The sequence below is a fragment of the Methanosarcina acetivorans C2A genome, from assembly GCF_000007345.1.
In the GTDB taxonomy this organism is placed as follows: Archaea; Halobacteriota; Methanosarcinia; order Methanosarcinales; family Methanosarcinaceae; genus Methanosarcina; species Methanosarcina acetivorans.
The window spans coordinates 1,602,882-1,620,797 of record NC_003552.1; the positions used below are offsets into that span (position 1 = coordinate 1,602,882).

General features: G+C 41.6%; 20 protein-coding genes and 1 pseudogene. 15 read left to right on the forward strand and 6 right to left on the reverse strand.

Translation table 11 applies throughout. The features are described 5' to 3' along the window. Positions 1-49: 49 nt before the first annotated feature. A complete protein-coding gene (locus MA_RS25190) occupies positions 50-241 on the forward strand; it encodes a heavy-metal-associated domain-containing protein (protein ID WP_226990847.1) in 192 nt (63 codons plus the stop codon). Between the two features lie 182 nt (positions 242-423). Then, complete coding sequence (locus MA_RS06940; protein WP_048065088.1) at positions 424-621, forward strand: heavy-metal-associated domain-containing protein; 198 nt, start codon at positions 424-426, stop codon at positions 619-621. A gap of 280 nt (positions 622-901) precedes the next feature. Here the strand turns inward: MA_RS06940 and MA_RS06945 are convergent, their stop codons facing one another. Next, positions 902-1,243, reverse strand: coding sequence for a winged helix-turn-helix transcriptional regulator (locus tag MA_RS06945; RefSeq protein ID WP_011021357.1), 342 nt, complete (start codon positions 1,241-1,243; stop codon positions 902-904). A gap of 148 nt (positions 1,244-1,391) precedes the next feature. Between MA_RS06945 and MA_RS06950 the strand changes: the two genes are divergently transcribed. From MA_RS06950 to MA_RS25195, 7 genes and pseudogenes are all read left to right on the forward strand, one after another. Then, positions 1,392-2,156 carry a P-loop NTPase gene (locus MA_RS06950; protein ID WP_011021358.1) on the forward strand — a complete coding sequence of 255 codons (765 nt, stop codon included), beginning with the start codon at positions 1,392-1,394 and terminating at the stop codon, positions 2,154-2,156. A gap of 308 nt (positions 2,157-2,464) precedes the next feature. Next, positions 2,465-3,118: a flavin reductase family protein gene (locus MA_RS06955; protein ID WP_011021359.1), complete on the forward strand. Its 654-nt coding sequence runs from the start codon at positions 2,465-2,467 to the stop codon at positions 3,116-3,118. A gap of 602 nt (positions 3,119-3,720) precedes the next feature. Further along, positions 3,721-6,669, forward strand: coding sequence for a heavy metal translocating P-type ATPase (locus tag MA_RS06960; RefSeq protein ID WP_011021360.1), 2,949 nt, complete (start codon positions 3,721-3,723; stop codon positions 6,667-6,669). A gap of 188 nt (positions 6,670-6,857) precedes the next feature. Beyond that, complete coding sequence (locus MA_RS06965) at positions 6,858-7,112, forward strand: hypothetical protein (RefSeq protein ID WP_048066205.1); 255 nt, start codon at positions 6,858-6,860, stop codon at positions 7,110-7,112. Positions 7,113-7,272: 160 nt separating this feature from the next. Further along, positions 7,273-7,467, forward strand: coding sequence for a YwbE family protein (locus tag MA_RS06970; RefSeq protein ID WP_048066206.1), 195 nt, complete (start codon positions 7,273-7,275; stop codon positions 7,465-7,467). A gap of 78 nt (positions 7,468-7,545) precedes the next feature. Then, positions 7,546-7,701 (forward strand): hypothetical protein, encoded by a 156-nt coding sequence (locus MA_RS26660; protein WP_157860121.1) that lies wholly within the window; start codon positions 7,546-7,548, stop codon positions 7,699-7,701. Positions 7,702-7,804: 103 nt separating this feature from the next. Next, positions 7,805-8,026: pseudogene (locus MA_RS25195) on the forward strand (transposase); the annotation flags it as partial. A 291-nt stretch (positions 8,027-8,317) separates the two neighbouring features. Here the strand turns inward: MA_RS25195 and MA_RS06975 are convergent. The 3 genes from MA_RS06975 to MA_RS06985 form a co-directional block, all read right to left on the reverse strand. After that, a complete protein-coding gene (locus MA_RS06975) occupies positions 8,318-10,333 on the reverse strand; it encodes a serine hydrolase domain-containing protein (RefSeq protein ID WP_011021363.1) in 2,016 nt (671 codons plus the stop codon). 60 nt (positions 10,334-10,393) lie between these two features. Then, a complete protein-coding gene (locus MA_RS06980; RefSeq protein WP_011021364.1) occupies positions 10,394-11,725 on the reverse strand; it encodes an MFS transporter in 1,332 nt (443 codons plus the stop codon). 86 nt (positions 11,726-11,811) lie between these two features. Next, entirely contained in the window at positions 11,812-11,994 is a 183-nt protein-coding gene (locus MA_RS06985; RefSeq protein WP_048065090.1) for a hypothetical protein, read from the reverse strand. Between the two features lie 1,038 nt (positions 11,995-13,032). On the opposite strand from MA_RS06985, the gene MA_RS06990 reads away from it, so the two are divergent. Beyond that, complete coding sequence (locus MA_RS06990; RefSeq protein ID WP_048065091.1) at positions 13,033-13,716, forward strand: class I SAM-dependent methyltransferase; 684 nt, start codon at positions 13,033-13,035, stop codon at positions 13,714-13,716. A 110-nt stretch (positions 13,717-13,826) separates the two neighbouring features. Here the strand turns inward: MA_RS06990 and MA_RS06995 are convergent, their stop codons facing one another. After that, positions 13,827-14,153 (reverse strand): DMT family transporter, encoded by a 327-nt coding sequence (locus MA_RS06995; protein WP_048065092.1) that lies wholly within the window; start codon positions 14,151-14,153, stop codon positions 13,827-13,829. Positions 14,154-14,729: 576 nt separating this feature from the next. Between MA_RS06995 and MA_RS07000 the strand changes: the two genes are divergently transcribed. From MA_RS07000 to eif1A, 3 genes are all read left to right on the forward strand, one after another. Then, a complete protein-coding gene (locus tag MA_RS07000) occupies positions 14,730-14,954 on the forward strand; it encodes a CxxC-x17-CxxC domain-containing protein (protein ID WP_048065093.1) in 225 nt (74 codons plus the stop codon). 309 nt (positions 14,955-15,263) lie between these two features. Beyond that, positions 15,264-15,485, forward strand: a complete 222-nt coding sequence (locus tag MA_RS07005; RefSeq protein WP_083755886.1) for a CxxC-x17-CxxC domain-containing protein — start codon at positions 15,264-15,266, stop codon at positions 15,483-15,485. 617 nt (positions 15,486-16,102) lie between these two features. Then, positions 16,103-16,420, forward strand: a complete 318-nt coding sequence (eif1A, locus tag MA_RS07010; RefSeq protein WP_011021369.1) for a translation initiation factor eIF-1A — start codon at positions 16,103-16,105, stop codon at positions 16,418-16,420. A gap of 50 nt (positions 16,421-16,470) precedes the next feature. Here eif1A and MA_RS07015 read toward each other — a convergent pair whose 3' ends face one another. Further along, entirely contained in the window at positions 16,471-16,659 is a 189-nt protein-coding gene (locus MA_RS07015; RefSeq protein ID WP_048065094.1) for a hypothetical protein, read from the reverse strand. A 261-nt stretch (positions 16,660-16,920) separates the two neighbouring features. On the opposite strand from MA_RS07015, the gene MA_RS07020 reads away from it, so the two are divergent. Together MA_RS07020 and MA_RS07025 are read left to right on the forward strand one after the other, a co-directional pair. After that, positions 16,921-17,109 (forward strand): hypothetical protein, encoded by a 189-nt coding sequence (locus MA_RS07020; RefSeq protein WP_048065095.1) that lies wholly within the window; start codon positions 16,921-16,923, stop codon positions 17,107-17,109. A 277-nt stretch (positions 17,110-17,386) separates the two neighbouring features. Then, the gene (locus MA_RS07025) at positions 17,387-17,587 is read left to right on the forward strand and encodes a CxxC-x17-CxxC domain-containing protein (protein WP_048065096.1); all 201 of its coding nucleotides are present in this window, start codon (positions 17,387-17,389) and stop codon (positions 17,585-17,587) included. Positions 17,588-17,916: the final 329 nt, after the last annotated feature.

The following is a 17,916-nucleotide window of genomic DNA, read 5'->3' on the forward strand; positions in this document are numbered from 1 at the left end:
AAATCAGTCAATAAAATCAGTGGAGGTCTAAGCAATTACTCAAGAAACCATAAAAGTCGAAGGCATGTCCTGCGGGCACTGTGTAATGAGAGTTAAAAAGGCAATTGAAGGTGTACAGGGCGTACAGAAAGTAGATGTGAGCCTTGAGAACAAACAGGCTGTTGTTGAGTTCGACGAAGGAAAGACCGATGTCGAGAAAATCAAAGCTGCGATAAAGGAATCCGGGTATGAACCCGTCTGATCTTGAATAAGGCGTTTAACCCTCAAAATAATGAGTCTTGAAAGACTCAATTTTTTGGGTTCGAGGAATTCATTATATAGTAAAAGGTACAGACTTTTATAACATGGGTAAAGCGTCTATTTTAAAGCAGCTGATGTTCTGGGGGTGAATTCATCGGGGAAACAACGCTTGTAGTAGATGATATGATTTGCAAGTATTGCAGAGACACGGTTACCAGGCTCATTACCTCTATTAACGGGGTGTCTCGCGTAAGCGTAAACGTCCCTGAAAGGACGGTAAATGTAACCTATGACAGCCGGATAACCGATTCGCATGTCATAAGGATGACCCTGCTTGAAGCAGGTTATAAAAATATCTGGGAAACTGTAAAAGCTTTTTAAACGGACAGGCAGTCCGAAAACTCTGGATAGGCGGCATATCCGATGAAATAACGCTAGGAGTTTTCAGCATGACCCGTGGTCACTGCCAGAAAAGGGTAGCAGAGGCTATTTTTTCATGAAGATGTATTTTTGAGGATAAATAAGAGTTAGAAGGTGTAATTGTTAATTGACCCTCAAAAAGTCAGTCTGAAGATATAACTATGGCTATTGAGAAAACTATTTGAAAGGCTGATGTTTGCGCGATATTGAAGAAAATGCCCGGGATAATACATCGGGATGACTATGTGTTTTTCTGATGTATATCATCCCGATTTTCGACCCATTGTATCAAAGGAATAACTGCCTCACAAAGCTTTTTTCCATCTTCTGTCAAATAGTATTCAACCCGCGGAGGTATCTCGGCAAATGCTTCCCGTTGGATCAAGCCCTCTTTCTGAAGTTCTTTTAGCATATCCGTAAGCGTCTTGGGGCTGATCCCTTCAAGAACACCCATGAGGTCGTGGAATCGTAATCTTTCATGATGTCCGAGGGCACTGATAATGAGGATAGCCCACTTTTTGGATATTGTGGTGATAATTCCTTCGAGAGGGCACAGGCAAATCCCATTACTATTCTTTTTCATAGTTACTTTATCACTATAAACTTGATATTATTAATACTATCAAAATTATTATGATTATTAATAATAAGTGCTATTATTTAAAGTTTTTTTATTATTGTTTGTTCTTTTGAAAAAGCAAATAAGTAAAGTTTTTTGTAGAGGTGACTGAATGAAAGTTCTTATATGTGGTAAAGGGGGCAGTGGCAAGAGTACGATCACTGCCATGCTTGCAAAATCTATGGCTAAAAGAGGGTACAATGTGCTTGTAGTGGACAGTGACGAATCAAATTTCGGGCTTCACAGGCAGCTTGGGGTTGGATTGCCCGAAGATTTCATGAATTATCTGGGGGGAAAGAGAAACCTGGGAGAAAAATTGATGGGGGCATATCAGAGAGGTGATACTTTAAGTCTTTTTGAAAATAAATGGCAAATATCCGACATTCCTGAGGCTTACACTGTAAAAAAAGAGAACATAAAAGTGATGGCTATCGGCAAAATTCACGATTTCGGGGAAGGTTGCGCCTGTCCTATGGGTGCACTTGCAAGAAATTTACTGACTAATATTGAAACTACATCCGAAGACCTGATACTTGTGGATACGGAAGCAGGGATAGAGCATTTCGGAAGAGGGGTTGAAGAGGGGTGCGACATCGTATTAATGGTACTTGATCCGTCTTATGAATCTATTCGGCTCTCCGAAAAAATAAGAGAACTTACGGAAAAAGCCGGGAAACCATTCTATTTTATTCTTAATCGTGCGGATGAAATAGGAATTCAGTTAATGATGGAAGCTTTGGGCAAAACTAATATCCTGGCTTCAATTCCATCGAGCCCGGAAGTTTTTCAGGCGGGATTTGCTGGCGAGGAGCTAAACGTTGAACTTCCGGAAATCGAATCGATTTCAGATTTTTTAGTTTCGGGATCTCATTCCTGAAAGAAAGAATACAATTTCAATAAGTGAATATGATTAACTGATTTCTTAAAAATATAGGACTTACGAAATTGAACTGAAAATTATTGAGGGCTTTAAACCATTAAATGCTTAAATGCAGTGTTTTAAATTGCAGCGTGTACTTATGTGTTTTTCTGCCCTGTGCGTAAGTCCTATTTTAAAACTTTCAATAGCTTTATTTCAACGATTTAAAAGCTATTCTTTCATGGTTTGGGATTGAATTTTCGATTCATTTTATTGGATTAATAATACTGTTTGGAAAAAATATTAATTTTGTTAACTAAAGTTCGATGGAAACTGGTGGTAATATGATATTAGAAAATTTTAAGAGAGAATCGCTGATACCCTTGCCGGTAGTATTTATATCCACTATCAGTGAAGATGGTATTCGAAATATAGCCCCATATTCTTGCGTTATGCCTGTTTTACGACCACTGGATTTAGTTTGTGTTGCTTCAGCGAAAATGAGAGACACATATGCCAATATCAAAAGTACGCAAGAGTTTGTTCTTAATATGCCTGGTGTTGACATGGCGGATAAAGTGATTCCAACAGCCATGCATGTTCCTTTCAATGTTGATGAATTCGAATTGGCCGGTTTAAAGGAAAGACCTTCAAAGAAGGTAAAAGCACCGGGAATTGACGGCTGCTATGCATGGATGGAATGCAAACTGCATAGTATACATGAAGAAGTATACGGTGGCTTCCCTTATCTGCTGATTCTCGGTAAAGTAGTACATCTTGAGGTGGAAGATAATATATATAACAAGGAAGACGGTTCGTGGGATATAGAAAAGGCTAAACCCTTGATGATGACAGGATCGGACCGTGGGATGCATTTCAGTACTGCCAGCGATATAGGCAAATTTGAGACTTTTGGAGCTATGTTTGAAGACGGTAAAGATCCATTATCATGGATGCATAAAGAAAAGGAAGTGCAATAATACAGGTGAGAGGTTGTTGTGTAATTATTGGGAATTAGAGTCTTTTGCACCCCGGTTGAAGCTCCATACCTGTAAATCCCCGCTGAATATACAGAATCTACTTGTATCATTTTCATATAATTTTTATGAATTTAGTAGGTATTGTTTCGAGCGTATTATAGTAGATTGAAACTTTGAATCAATAAACCATAAGGGGTGAAGGAATATCCTGTAAGGATTGCGTTATTAGAGTCAAAAAACAATTTAAGTCTTTGAAGGCGTACGGAAAGCGGGCGTGAACTTTCGGAAAAAATAGATAATTGTTGAGTATGATGAAAAGAAAGCAGAGCTGAAGAAAGTTAGGGCCGCTTTTCGAGAAGCCGGATACGAACTATTGAAATTATCATGTAAATTATATATATCATCTGTTTCAAAGACTAATTGTATTAAAAGGCACAAATTCTAATTATATGGGTGAAGCCCCTGTTTGAAAAAGTTGGTTATAAATTAGCTGGTTATAAATTAGCTGGTTATAAATTAGTTGGTTATAAATAAATATTGGAGCCCGGAGAAGTTATATAACTCCGAGAGTTTCTAAAAAAACAGAATAGGCGGCATATCCGATGGAAGTTACGATAGGAGTTTACGGCATGACCTGTGGTCACTGCCAGAAAAGAGTAGCGGATGCTATTTCTTCTCTTGAGGGCGTGGAGTCTGTAGATGTCAATCTCGAAGCCGAGAGTGCAACTGTTATTTTTGATCCTGGGAAGGTAAGCCCTGACGATATTAAAGGGACTGTCCTGAAGGCCGGGTATTCTACAGAACCCGAAGTAGAAACTGAAGAGGAGACCCGGATAGAAACCCCAGAACCTGCCCGGGGAGAAGCACCTGCAGGGCCGGTTTTAGAATCTTCTGAGGGGGCTTTAGAAGGATCGGAAACGGGTGTGGGAGAGGGAGAGGACGAGAGGACCGAAAAGGGAGCGGAAGAAGAAGTCGAAGGAGCTCCTCAGACGTGCCCCCTGACCGAAGCATGCCCCCTGGTTCCCCTCGCAGAGGAAGCAGAAAAAGAAGAATCCTATCTCGCAGGTCAGAATAAAGGCTTAAAAGAAATCACCCTCGGAGTTTCCGGGATGACCTGCTCGGCCTGTGCCCTGAATATCGAGAAGGTCCTGAAGAAAAAGGAGGGTGTTGCCTCCGTAGCTGTTAATCTGGAACTCGGGAGGGCAAAGGTCAGCTTTGAGCCTTCCCTTATCTCTCCTCAGGAAATTGGAGAGGCAATCGAATCCATAGGATATAAAGTCGAGAAAGATAAAGTAACCCTGAACCTCCAGGGCATGAGCTGCGCCTCATGTGCTGCAAACATTGAGAAGATCCTCAATAAAACCGATGGCGTAATCTCGGTTTCCGTAAACTTCCCGCTTGAAAAAGCCTTTGTGGAATTTGACTCCTCCCGTATCTCTGTCAGGGAAATTATTTCTGCAGTTAAGGGAATCGGGTACGGAGCCTCGGTCCAGGCTGAAACTGTGGAGTATGAAGACAGAGAACAGGTTTCAAGGGAAGCTGAGATCCGCAGGCAGAAAAACAACCTGATAATTGCTCTTTTGCTGGGGATTCCCATCTCTCTGGGAAACATGAGCATGATGCTTCCTTTCCTCTCGTTTGTACCCCCAATCTTTTCCAACCCGATGGTACTGTTTGTACTGTCTACTCTTGTCCTGCTTTTTCCGGGCAGGCAGTTTTTTGTGGGGACTTTCAAGGGTTTCAAGCATGGCGTAACTGATATGAACCTGCTGATTGCTGCCGGGACTGGATCGGCTTATCTTATCAGTGTAGCGTCAACTTTCCTTGACCTGGGGCCGGGATATAACTCTCTTTACTATGACACCGTTGCTTTCCTGATTATTTTCATAGTCTTTGGCAGATACCTTGAAGCAAGAGCAAGGGGTCGGACCTCGGAAGCCATCCGAAAACTGATGGGGTTAAGGGCTAAAACCTCCAGGATACTTGTAGACGGGGAGGAAAAAGAGGTCCCTGTAGAAGAGGTTGTTGTCGGTGACATTGTTGTGGTCCGCCCCGGAGAAAAGATACCAGTTGACGGGGTTATAGTTGAAGGCAGCTCTGCAATAGACGAGTCCATGATTACCGGGGAGAGTATTCCGGTCGAAAAAGGTACAGGGGACACGGTTATTGGTGCTACTCTTAACAAAACAGGGTCTTTCAGGTTCAGGGCTACAAAGGTCGGAGCCGATACAGCCCTTGCCCAGATAATCAGGCTTGTAGAAGCAGCCCAGACCAACAAGGCTCCAATCCAGAGGATCGCAGATGTTTTTGCCGGCAACTTCATCGTAGCCGTCCATATAATTGCCCTTCTGGCTTTCTTCTTCTGGTTTTTCATCGGTTACTGGCGTTACGGGGTAGGAGAGTCCGCAGAGCTCGGAGGGATAAGCCCTTTCCTTTTCTCCCTGCTTATAGCTATCACTGTCCTTGTAATCTCCTGTCCCTGTGCAGTTGGGCTCGCAACCCCTGCAGCCATTATGGTCGGGACCGGCAAAGGTGCAGAAAACGGGATTCTGATCAAAGGCGGGGAAGCCCTTGAGAGGGCCCATAAACTCAACACTATCGTGTTTGACAAAACCGGGACCCTGACCGAAGGCACTCCGAAACTTACGGACGTATTTGCAGTTCCCGGCCGCGAAGAAAACGAAGTACTTTTCATTGCCGCAACGGCTGAAAAAGGATCCGAGCACCCACTGGGAGAGGCCATCGTAAAAGGCGCGGAGGACAGGAAAATCAGCCTTGCCGAGGCAAAAAAATTCCGTTCGATTCCCGGAAAAGGAATCGAAGCCTACATTGAAGACCAGAAGATTCTGCTCGGGACCCGCAAGCTTATGGAAGAAAGCTCGATTCCTTTTGAGGGCCTGGAAACTGAGATGCGCACATTTGAAGAACATGGGAAAACTGCAATGCTTGTAGCTTCAGGGGACGAAGCCATAGGGCTTGTTGCGGTTGCCGATACTCTGAAGGAGAACTCTAAAGATGCAGTCGAGACTCTGAATAAAATGGGCATCGAAGTAGTTATGATAACCGGAGATAACGCAATCACAGCCGGAGCAATTGCAGCTGAGGTCGGGATCCCGAGAGTGCTTGCCGAGGTGCTGCCCGAAGACAAAGCAAACGAAATCAAAAAGCTCCAGATGGAAGGCAAACTTGTCGGTATGGTAGGCGACGGCATTAATGATGCCCCCGCCCTCATTCAGTCCGACGTGGGAATCGCTATGGGGGCAGGTACGGATGTGGCAATGGAATCGGCAAAAATAGTGCTTATAAAAAACGACCCTAAAGATGTGGTCGCAGCGCTTAAACTGAGCCGGCTTACCATTAATAAGATCAAGCAAAATCTGACCTGGGCCTTCGGATACAATACGATAGGTATCCCTATTGCAGCAGGAATCCTGTACCCCATTTTCTATCAGATTTTGATTACACCGGCATTGGCTGCCGCTTTCATGGCATTGAGTTCGGTTTCCGTAACAACCAATTCCCTGCTGATGAAAAGAAGCAGGATTAAATAAGTTCAGGGCAGATATTTTCGAAGCTGAATAATTTAGAGCAGATTTGAAAAAAGAAAAGCCAAAAAACGCATGCATGAAGGATATCTTGCTAACTTTTCTGCATGCGTACTTTCAAAACTCCTCCGATGAACCTGTTAAAGGTTAAGTTTTCGGGAATTCCGAACATGTATTTATTGATGGTGAATTCTATGGTAAAATTCGGATCCAAAGACAAAAGGGCCAGACTCGTGTTAATCTCAAGTATTGCTACCTCGCTGGTGCTGATGAACCTCTTTCTGCTTGGGACTTTGTTAGTCAACATGTACCGGGGGGAAGTATCCTACACTATGGTAGATATCGCTGCGGGTTCTATCTTTGTTCTTGTGATCACCATGATAATCTCCCTGTCCCTCTGGCCCAGGATAATTGACAGGCTTGAAAGCAGAGAAAAAAAGAAGCAGTGACAATTTTTTAAACCTTATTGAAGAATACCTCCTGAGCCGGACGAATACTTTACTTAAGCCTGGAAAGTTACCCACGGATTGAAAGTTACCCATGGATTGAAAGTTACCCATGATTGAAAGTTACCCACGGATTTATATAATAACGAATTTACCTACTGCCATGAGCAAAGGGAGTATCAGAGCAAATATTAAAGAAGGATTAAAAGTAGGAATTGTCTTAAAGCAGGACCAGAAAACCGGGAAAATCACCCAGGGCGTTGTAAAGAGAATTTTGACCAATTCTTCGACCCATCCGCATGGGATAAAAGTTCAATTAGCGGATGGGCAGGTTGGACGGGTTAAGGAAATTTATTAAAAAGTTGTGATTCATTCTTTTCTAAATAGTGGCTACTGATGCCATATTGATAAAAAAGCTATTCTAAGCAGGCGAAAAATGCAAAAAAAGATAATTGCAGAAGCAAACACACCAATTGTAAAATATAATAAATTTTTTATTTTTCTGGGCAGATTTTCAGTGTTGAAATTATCTATTATGAATTCCAGAAGGGACGGGCCAGCAGGATACATCCTTACTTTGAAAGGTTCTTAAAGAATTTAAGATTTTTGTTTTTAATATGACTTTTCGATTCCAGACCAGGTTCTATCTCATCCGGCGTTATTTTCCTGAAGGTTAGCAGCTTGAACAAGAATAGAGCGAACCGAAAGTCAGTGTTCTATCTATTGTCCGAAAACTGAAACAGGAATCTACGAATAGGATATGGAAAATACAAAAAGAAGATCCGGAAAAGTATTATTGAGGTGAGAAGACGTTATGGAGCGATGGATATTTCGCTTGGAGCGATGGATATTTTGCTTCTACTATCGGAAATGTGAGTAAAGAAGCCGCCGAATATTATACACGGAATCAGGGTTGAAGTTGACGCTTATATCCCCTGAGCTAAAGACTCAGGGGTTTTACGCTTCGTCATATAAACCGGTTTTCTACTTTCGATTGCTTCCCAGAATTTATTCTCCAGGTTCTAGTTGAAAAATAGTTTCTTTTTTTATTTTATTAATTTGAATATTTTCTTAAAGCAAAGTTTGAGAACATATTTTGGATCTGCAGGTTTCTCAACTTTAATACTCAGGAAATTTCCGAGTACTTCTCCTCCTGACAGTGCACGTAACTCAAGAATTCGATCAATTCTCATAGGCATAAGATCAAATTAGAATCTGAACCCAAGCAGGTTCCAGTTATTGAGCCACCAGACAAACACCAGCAGAGCCAGGACCACCAGACTGTAATGAATTCTTTCGGGATAGCTCCAGTAGTTATCTTTCCACGCAAGGACTACGAATACGGAAGATCCCAGCGCCAAAATCGCAGCTATCAGGGCAATTGCTAACAGGAGTATCAGGAAGGTAGAGACAGAGTATATAAATTCTACATTTGCAGTTTTATCCCGGAAAAGAAATATTAACCCTATCAGGAACAGAAGGTTAATCACGCTGGCTCCGCCTGCAAACAATCTGGCAGCTCTGACAGGTTTTTTGGGTTCTCGAGGAGAGTGCTTGATAATCAGGCTTATCGGCCAGATGAGCGTCGATAAGAAAAGGAGAATGCAAGTTCCCAGCAGGAAAAGATTAATGCTGAGATCATCGTGCCAGGGCACTTTCTCATAGGCTGCCGTGGGATCCAGTTTTATGAAGAGATAATTTATGTGGCCCTGGCTATCTTTGCCAAAGACCAGGCCGTCCTGGGAAGGCAGACCATCAGCCGGGATGAAAGTAAGCGGTTTTACTTCTATCCATTTTTTTGACCCTCCGGTGAGCTGAGAAATTATGAGGGTGCTGTTCGAGCCCGGAGATATCCGTATCCTCTGGGAGATAGAGGTTAATTTTTCAAAATTAGTGTAGGCACTCCTTGTTGGGCGATAGTTGCCAGCAAAAAGACTTGCATTCTTTCCAAATCCGGGGATGGGTTCCGGGACCGGGGGAGGCGGCGTGGGATAGTAATGATCCATAAAAGCCTGCAGTAACTCAAAGGCTGCCGATTCGCTATCCTCTTCGTTCAAGGAGATAAAAAGGCCAAGTTGACTTTCTGGTATCAGCGCCAGCTGGGTGTGGAACAGGATAGTGTCGCCTTCATGCCCTATAACTCTCGGATTTTCCGGATTTATCTCCAGAAATCCATAAGTTACACCGTTAACCCCTGGAGCGTTCGTAAAGAGGCGGCTATGCATTTGCTGTGCTGTAGCCTCCTGCAGTATACGCTTATCGCCATACCTTCCGTTTTGAAGATGAGCAATCATGAATTTCGCCATATCCTCAGAGGTGGAACTCATAGAACTTGCCGGCCAGACCTGCACGTATTCAAATGGTTTGGCTGTGTAAGCGTTATTCGAATAGACATATCCGTTGGACATATTCGAAGCCAGTCTGGCTGGTAAGGGCTGGTCGAATGTCGTATTGTTCATATCCAGCGGAAGCAGGATATTCTCTTCCACATACCTATCAAAAGGCATTCCAGATACCTGCTCAACAATATATGCAGCCAGGGCAGAGCCGTAGTTCGAATAGGCGGTTAGTTCTCCAGGAGGGCGCACTCGAGCAGGCATTCCCTTTTTCAGGTACTCCTCGAGCGGCATAATGTCAGTTGAGTTGTGCACAAAAAAGCGTCCACTGATAGCTAAATCTTCGAAGCCCGATGTATGGGACATAAGGTTCTTGAGGGTAATAGGCTTGGAATAGGTAGCAGGGACCTGGAAGTCCTTGAGATAAGTGTTAACATCGGCATCGAGGTCCAGCTTTCCCTGTTCAGCAAGCTGCATCACTGCTGTCCATACGAAGAGTTTGCTGACAGAGCCCACACGGAAAAGAGTTTGATTTCCAACGACCGGTTGGCGTTTATCAATGTCGGCATAACCATAGCCTTTGGCAAAAATGATCTGGCCGTCTTTGACCACAGCTACAGTTGCTCCGGGAATATGATTAGCTTTGAGCTGCGCATTTACAGCTCCATCCATGAAAGCTTCCAGCTCTGCTGAATTTGTTGGCCCGCTGGCGTTTGAGGTAACATTCGACTTTATAGGAGAAGCAGATGCTGCACTAAAAGTCAGGAAAATAACTGCCAGACCAAGGGCAAAAATGAACGCTTTTCTTCCTGGCCTGTTTGCTGAGTGTCCTGATGAACGAGTAACCGAACTTATGCTGCGGCTGTGGGAATTCCGATGCTTCGTCATCCTGCACCATCTGGTAATTTATAAGCTCAATTGTTTCTGGAAGTATCAGCTGAAATTTTATTAACTATTATTTCCTTCGATTTCGGCTTTTTCAATTTTAACGAGCCTGAATGAGAGGAAGAAGACAAGATATATGATTGTAGCTGCGATCAGAAAGGCTATCACTCCCAGCTGCGTATAAAGCAGACCTCCTGCAAGAAGGCCGATTATGCTTGCGAGGCTGCTTGCACTCATCGCAAAGCCCTGTACCGAGCCCTGATATTTTTTCCCTGCGAATTTCGAGAGGATTGAAAGGATAGAAGGCCACATAATCCCGTTTCCGAATGCAAAGCAGACCGCTGCCAGATATAAGAGAACGAGGTTCCCGGGGATTATCAGAATGAACTGCAGTCCCAGAATAAAGCTGCCGGCAACAACCAGAATTGACTCAGGGTATCTTTTTGCAAGTTTTGCGAGGACCGGGCCCTGCACAAAAGCCATGAATATGCTGATTAAGGAAAAATAAACCCCCAGTTCGGCAGGGTTCCATTCAAGGGCAACAACCGCAAAGATCGGGAATGCAGTATAATAGATATTAAAGCCCAGAAAGATAAGGAAGTAAACAAGCAGCATAAAGGGGATGTATTCGAGCCTGAAAATCTCACGAAAACTTACTTTGTTTCCTGCCTCAACCTGATAGCACTCTTTTTGTTCCTGTCCGAGGACTTTTCTTATACCCGTGGGTTCCGGGTATTCTTCAAGGGTGCAGGGCCGGGATTCCGGGAGCAGAAAAAGCACGATAAGAGTCCCTACAACTGAGATAAGCAGAGCTACGGATACGGGCAGAATTTCGCCGTAGACCGTCGTTCCAAGAATTCCTGCAAGAGCAGGGCCAAAGACGTAGCCCAGATTTGAGGCAACAGACATCCTGCCATAGTTTTTATTTCTCTCTTCTTCGGATGTAAGGTCCGCAAGATATGCATTGGCAACAGATACGTTTCCTCCTGTAATGCCATCAAGAGCCCTAGCAAAAAAGAGCGCGAGTAGGGGAAGGGTAATCGTAAAAATGCCCAGCAGGTTAGACCTGATTTCTACCAGGGGAGTTATGGGAAAGAACAGGGCGACAAAAAAAATAATCCAGGCAATAAGGGTCCCGATCTGGCTCAGTAACAGGATTTTCTTCCTTCCGTAAAGGTCGGACCACCTGCCCAGGATGGGGGCTCCAATAAGCTGAAAAGCCGGATAGGTGGAGGCAAGTATACCATAGACAAGGGCGTTGCCTCCGTATTTTGTCACAAGAAATACAAGAAAAGTAAGTATGATGCCAAACCCCAGGGTTCCGATAAACGTTATGGTATACAGAGGAAAAAGTGCCTTCCCATCTACAGAGGAAGTTTCCGCATCCGACCCCATTACAGAATATTATGCTGGTTCTGTGCTTTATAGTATTTCCCTTCCAGAATTTGGAGTATTTTGATCCGGTTCGCCTTGATTCTGGTTCATTTTTTATCTGTTGCAACAGCACGGCTGCAGTTTAATGGAGAGTTGTTCTGAAATTTTTGAAGCCTTCCGTAAGCCTCCTGCAAGTCTTCTGCATGTATTTCGTCCTTTCCGCGAACTATATCGGGTGTAAATAACCTGTAAGGCTCTTCAGGGTTTTCAACCCTGAAATAGAGATTCAAATACTTGTAAGGAACTTGGGGATCTTAATTATCAAGAAGCCTCATATTACAGATTTAAATGCGTAGAAAATATCAATAAAGGGTCAATGACTGTTTAATTTTTGATAAATCTCCTGTATGTTTGATAAAAGGGCTTATATCTACTCTTTCCGGAATATAAATTTCGCAGATCTTTTATCAAGGAAAATAAAGTATTATCAAGTTTTAAAAGTATCAATCCTTTCCGGTAACAAAACTATTGCAAAAAGTATACTTATATTCTAATTTTACAATATGAAGTACTATCCCAAAATTGTTTTTAAGGCAAAACGAAAGGCTTTGAAAACAATCTCTGGGAATTAAAAGATCTTTAAACAAGAAGGAATAAAGGTCTTTAAAAAATCGAAGGAATAAAGGTCTCAAAAACAGAAGGAACTAATCTCCAAAAAGTATGTACTCCAAAAACATTGAGAGAAACCTGAATGTTAAGGGCACATCGTCCTGAAACGGTGGCATCTGTTGTACCCATATTGATGTCAACGATCCGATCCTTCCGGAAACCCACAACAGAAGCTGCCGAGTTATCCCATTAAATAGTAGTACCTGGACAGGTTGTCACAGGTACGCTGTGGGATAAAATCCTGGATTAACAGTACTGAGGCGGTGTCAAGGTACATGTTAACGGGATTAGCTCTTAACAATAAGCATTTTTCAGGCAACGCCTGTAGGGCGGATTCAGGTGTTGCCTGAAATATCTTTATTCTTTATCGATTCCAAATGAACAATCTACTCCCAAACCCCTTTTTTATTTTTTTCACCCCTTTTTCTTCATATTGTCTTCCTCATTTTGTTTTCTGTCTCGCCTTTCATGATCTCATCTTTTTCTATTCCTGTCTTTCAGAATCCTCAAGGTTGAATTCCATCTTTCTCCTTTTCATGCACAGTTGACATTGGCCTTCTGACCGCAGGAATAACAGGTCAAATTATTTGGAGGGAGTATCTCAAAATATTTTATTGATTTCGAAATCTTCTTTATCCTGTACCTGTATTTGCTTCTCTATGCCAAAATCATACTGGGAAACGGTTCCCGGAAAGAAAATACCTTCAAGCCTTGAGCTTTATCCCATAGTTCAAAGTTATCTGCAGGAAGGCTATAAAATTCTCGACATCGGATGCGGTTTTGGAAAAATTAGCTTTGAACTTGCTTCCCTGGGGTATTCGGTAACAGGAATAGATATAAACTCCGAAGCGATCAGACTTTCGAAAGCTGCAGCAAAAAGTCTGGAACACAATCGAAAGACAGAAGGAAGGGCTGAATTTAAGGTTGGGAATGCTTCTGATCTCCCTTTTCACGATTCAAGTTTCGATTTTGAAATCATGCAGGCTTTTTTGACCTCTGTGCCGGAGCCGCAGGCAAGAGTCAGGATTCTTCAGGAGGCTTTCCGAGTCCTGAAACCCGGGGGTTACCTTTATCTTGTGGAATTTGCCCAGAACTGGCACCTCAAGCTTTACAGAAAGCGCTACATGCAGGATTTTCCGGTTACAAAAGAAGAAGGTTCTTTCCTTGCCCTTAACCCTGAAACAGGAGATGTTGAATTTATTGCACATCATTTTTCCGAAAAAGAGCTTGTGTTCCTGCTGGTAGACGGTGGGTTTGAGATTGACTATTTCAGGGTAGAAGAGCTCAAAACCAGAACAGGTAACAGAATTAACGGGTTTGTAGTTGTAGCTAAAAAGCTTTGAGCCTCAGGCTAATGTATGCATTTTTCCGGGGTACTAAACTTCTCAGTTCTGCTTACATAACCCATTTCACAGAATACTTTGGTATTCTAGCCTATTGATATTCTGCCCGATTATGTGACTTTATCACTCAGATGAAGCCCGATAACTCCTGTAATTACAACGATAAGAGAAATCATTTTGAGAGCTGTGGCAGGTTCCCTGAACCATAAAATCCCTACGATGGTGATAAGGGCAGTTCCGAGACCAGCCCATATTGCATATGCAACGCTCACATCTATTCCTTTAAGGGCAAGTGTGAAGAGAAAGAAACTGATCGCATAGAACACGAAAATCAATACCGAAGGGAGCAGTTTTGTAAAGCCTTCGGATAATTTCATGCAGGTAGTCCCGCATACTTCAAATGCTATTGCCAGTAACAGCAGGTAATAGTAGTTCATCAATGGATTATTTTCTTTTATTCATTATCAGTTCCTTGGTCCATTTCATCGTCCGATGATTTGCCTTTCCCTGCCCTCAATTTTGCCTATTCTCAGATACTCATATATTCTTTGAACATTCAGATATTTTTTTGGATATTCTGATATTCTTCAAACATTCAGGTATTTCTTATCTGGGGTTCCCAGGCATGTTTTTGAAAATATATTGAAATCTTAAAAAATATTCAAGATTTCTGATATAAATAAAGAAATAAAATATAACTAAGGTGAATTAAGAATAGATAAAGGAAATATGGGACAAATTGGAAACATTTGAGGTTCAGTTTCTTTATCCGGAAAAACGATCGGATTCAAGGTGAACGAGGTTTTGAGGGCATGAAAGGATTTTTGTCAGGCTTCTTTTCCCTTGAGATAGATTTATATATTATAATGTCTTGGGTCATATTTGCAGTAAAAATAAAGAATCATATAATCTGTTATTAAAAACTTCATTTTTGTTTTTAATAAAAGAATGTATAGGATCTTATTTTTATAGCAACTAAGAGGTTATCCGCTATAAGCGGAGGTGAAACAAGAGTGAGTTTTAATGACAGAGGGAATTCCTACCGGGGGAGAGACAGCAACCGGGGTGGCAGAGACAGCGGCAGCCGCGGGGGTTTCAGAGGCGGCAGCAGCGGTCCCAGAGAAATGTACCCAGCAGTTTGTTCTGACTGCGGTGTAGAGACCCAGGTTCCGTTCAAACCGGCTGAAGGAAGACCGGTTTACTGCAGGGACTGCCTTCCGAAACACAGGAAGTTCTAAATCCCATAAATTCTAAAATTTTCTATATCAAGCTTTATATCCGGAAACCTGCTGATAATCGGGTTTCCAACTTTACTCATTTATTTTCGGGTCAAGTTTTTAATTCAACCTCTGTCTTAAGGGAGAGAGCTCCCTTTTTTATGAATTCTGCAGATTAAATTTATATATCATAAAAAGGTTGTAGAATTAGTAAAAATAATGAGAAATATAATCTGTTATTGAAAACTCCATTTTTGGTTTAAATAATAAATTATATCCAATCATATTTTTATGAATATGTGTACCGCTGAAAGCGGAGGTGAAACTAAAATGGGTTTTAATGACAGAGGAAACTCCTACAGGGGGAGAGACAGTGGCCGCGGTGGCAGAGATGGTAACCGCGGGGGTTTCAGAGGCGGCAACAGCGGCCCCAGGGAAATGCACAAGGTTATTTGTTCAGATTGCGGTGTTGAAACCGAAGTTCCCTTTAAGCCAACTGAAGGAAGACCGGTTTACTGTAGAGACTGCCTTCCAAACCACAGGAAGTTCTAAATTTGATTTCTTAATACAAGGTGTTGCCCTGTAAGCTCTTACAGCAACACTTTTTCACTTTTCATCTGTGTTTTTTGCCTTATACTGAGGTAAATGGCATCGGATCCTCAATTATCTTGAATTTGTTTATTGAGTGCCGAATTATTGGAATTAATTATTGGAATTGTTACTCAGATGTCAATCAAAGATTATATATCAATTAAAATTTATTAATATTCCAATCTGGATAGTTTTTAAGCCTCTTTTCTTCAGGGGATCACGGATTGGGTCGGCGGTACCCCTATAAAGTGGTTTTTGAGGTTTCAGATTTATGTTAAATTTCAGGCCTTTTATGCTTTCTATAGGTTTTTAACTTCCTATCCATTTATGAACCTTCAAACTAAAATGCTATCGGGGATCGATAATTGTATAGGGGTTCAATCCATCCTTGTGATGTCATAGAAGAAACTAAGGTCGATAATTAAAACCGGCATATTATCTCGGAATTCAAAATCAAAACCTCAGAATAAAAATTGGTCAAAAAATAAGATCAAAAAATAAAATCAAAAGTTCAAAATCAAAAGTTCAAAATCAAAATAAACAAACGAGGAATCAACCTGGCTAATTATAGAAGCAATATGAGAAAGAGAAGAGAAGGATCAGCTGCACCCAGTACTCAGGAAGTAACAAGGGTACGCACTCCACGCAAGGAGAACCATGAAGTACTGGCAACGGTAGGAAGCCTTTTAGGTTCAAAGAGGGTCAATTTACAGTGTATGGACGGTGTTGTCCGAATGGGGAGAATCCCCGGGTCCAAGAACAAGAAGATGTGGATTCGTGAGGGGGATGTCGTAATTGTCACTCCATGGGAAATCCAGGATACAAAGGCCGATGTTATCTGGAAATATACAAGACCTCAGATCGAGTGGCTCGAGCGTAAAGGCTATCTTAAGTAACTGCTTAATTAATTGTACAACTTAACCGACAAAAAATAACTGCCTTGATATTAATTGGTTTTAACCAGCGAAACGGTTAAACCTCTCATTCCTCTTTTCAAAATTCTGTTTTTCAGGGCTATCTCAAGAGTTTCTGCTCTTTTCATGTCCCGCGGATCCTTTCTCAGCTTTTGATTGATTCTGCTCCTATTCTTTTCAATTCTCAAAAATCCTGCTCCTATCTTTTCGTAATTTTTCAATACTTCTGCTTTGTCTTTTCTCAGATTGTGCTATTTACTGGTATGCTGAATGTACTTGCTTGCAGAGTTTGCTATTTTCATATATTATTCCCGGTTTAACATGAATTATTCCCGGTTTAACATGATTACCCTTCTGCTCACTGACAGTTTTTGCTTACAGATCGTGTCACTGCCGACTATGTTTTTTCTATCATTTTGCTTAAAGTCAGACTTAAATTCAGAATAATTCGTTGAAAAAGCATTGAATCCTGGAGAGATTACATGAAAAAATTTGAATACAAATGTGTTCCAATTCTTAAATTGGGTAGAGGCACTGCAGAGGACCTCAACAGATACGGGTCTGAAGGCTGGGAACTGGTCTACGTATGGGTTTTCTGGCACTACCTGAAAAGAGAAATCGGGTATTTTAAAAAGTCAGGTTTCATTATTTTCCGGAAATTGCCTGGTTAAAAAGTCGAATAAATTTAAATATCGATTTTTTAATTGCAGTAAAGAATCCAGACTATTTAGTTTAAATGCAGGCGACTTCAGGTGTAAAATATTTTTATGATTGTTTTTTAATTTTTATGAGTAAAATTTATATAATTTGACTGTATACTAGGAGCATTAAAAATAAAGAGACGTATAATCTGTTATTAAAAACTAATTTCTGTTTTTAATCAAAGAGCTCTATACAATCTTATTTTTAAGCAAATGACTATCCGTTGTAAGCGGAGGTGAAAAGAAAATGGCTTTTAATGACAGAAATTCCTTCCGGGGAAGAGACAACAACCGGGGAGGTTTCGGAGGCCCGAGGGAAATGCACAACGCAATCTGTTCCGACTGTGGCGCTGAAACACAGGTTCCTTTCAAACCTGATCCCGACAGACCGGTCTATTGCAGGGACTGCCTTCCTAACCACAGGAAGCCCAGAGAGAACCGCTACTAAATCCCGAACTCATTTCGGAATTCTTACTTTTATAGAGTGTTTCCGTCCTGCCTGCTTGAGATGGCGGACGGATCGATTCTTTTTCCATTACGAATCTTGTTAAGTTTTCAATCCTTTAAGGTTTATTTTCTTCAGGTTATTTTCTTCAGGTTATTTTCTTCAGGTTATTTTCTTCAGGTTATTTTCTTCAGGTTTACTTTCAAATGTCATCTTAAGTACAGGTTTTCAATCGTTATTTTAAGTATAATGTTTGAGTCGGAGGATTTTTTCTTCTTTTACATGTGCAAATTTTATTTTCTGTGGCTTTACTTTTTATAGAAACATTTATA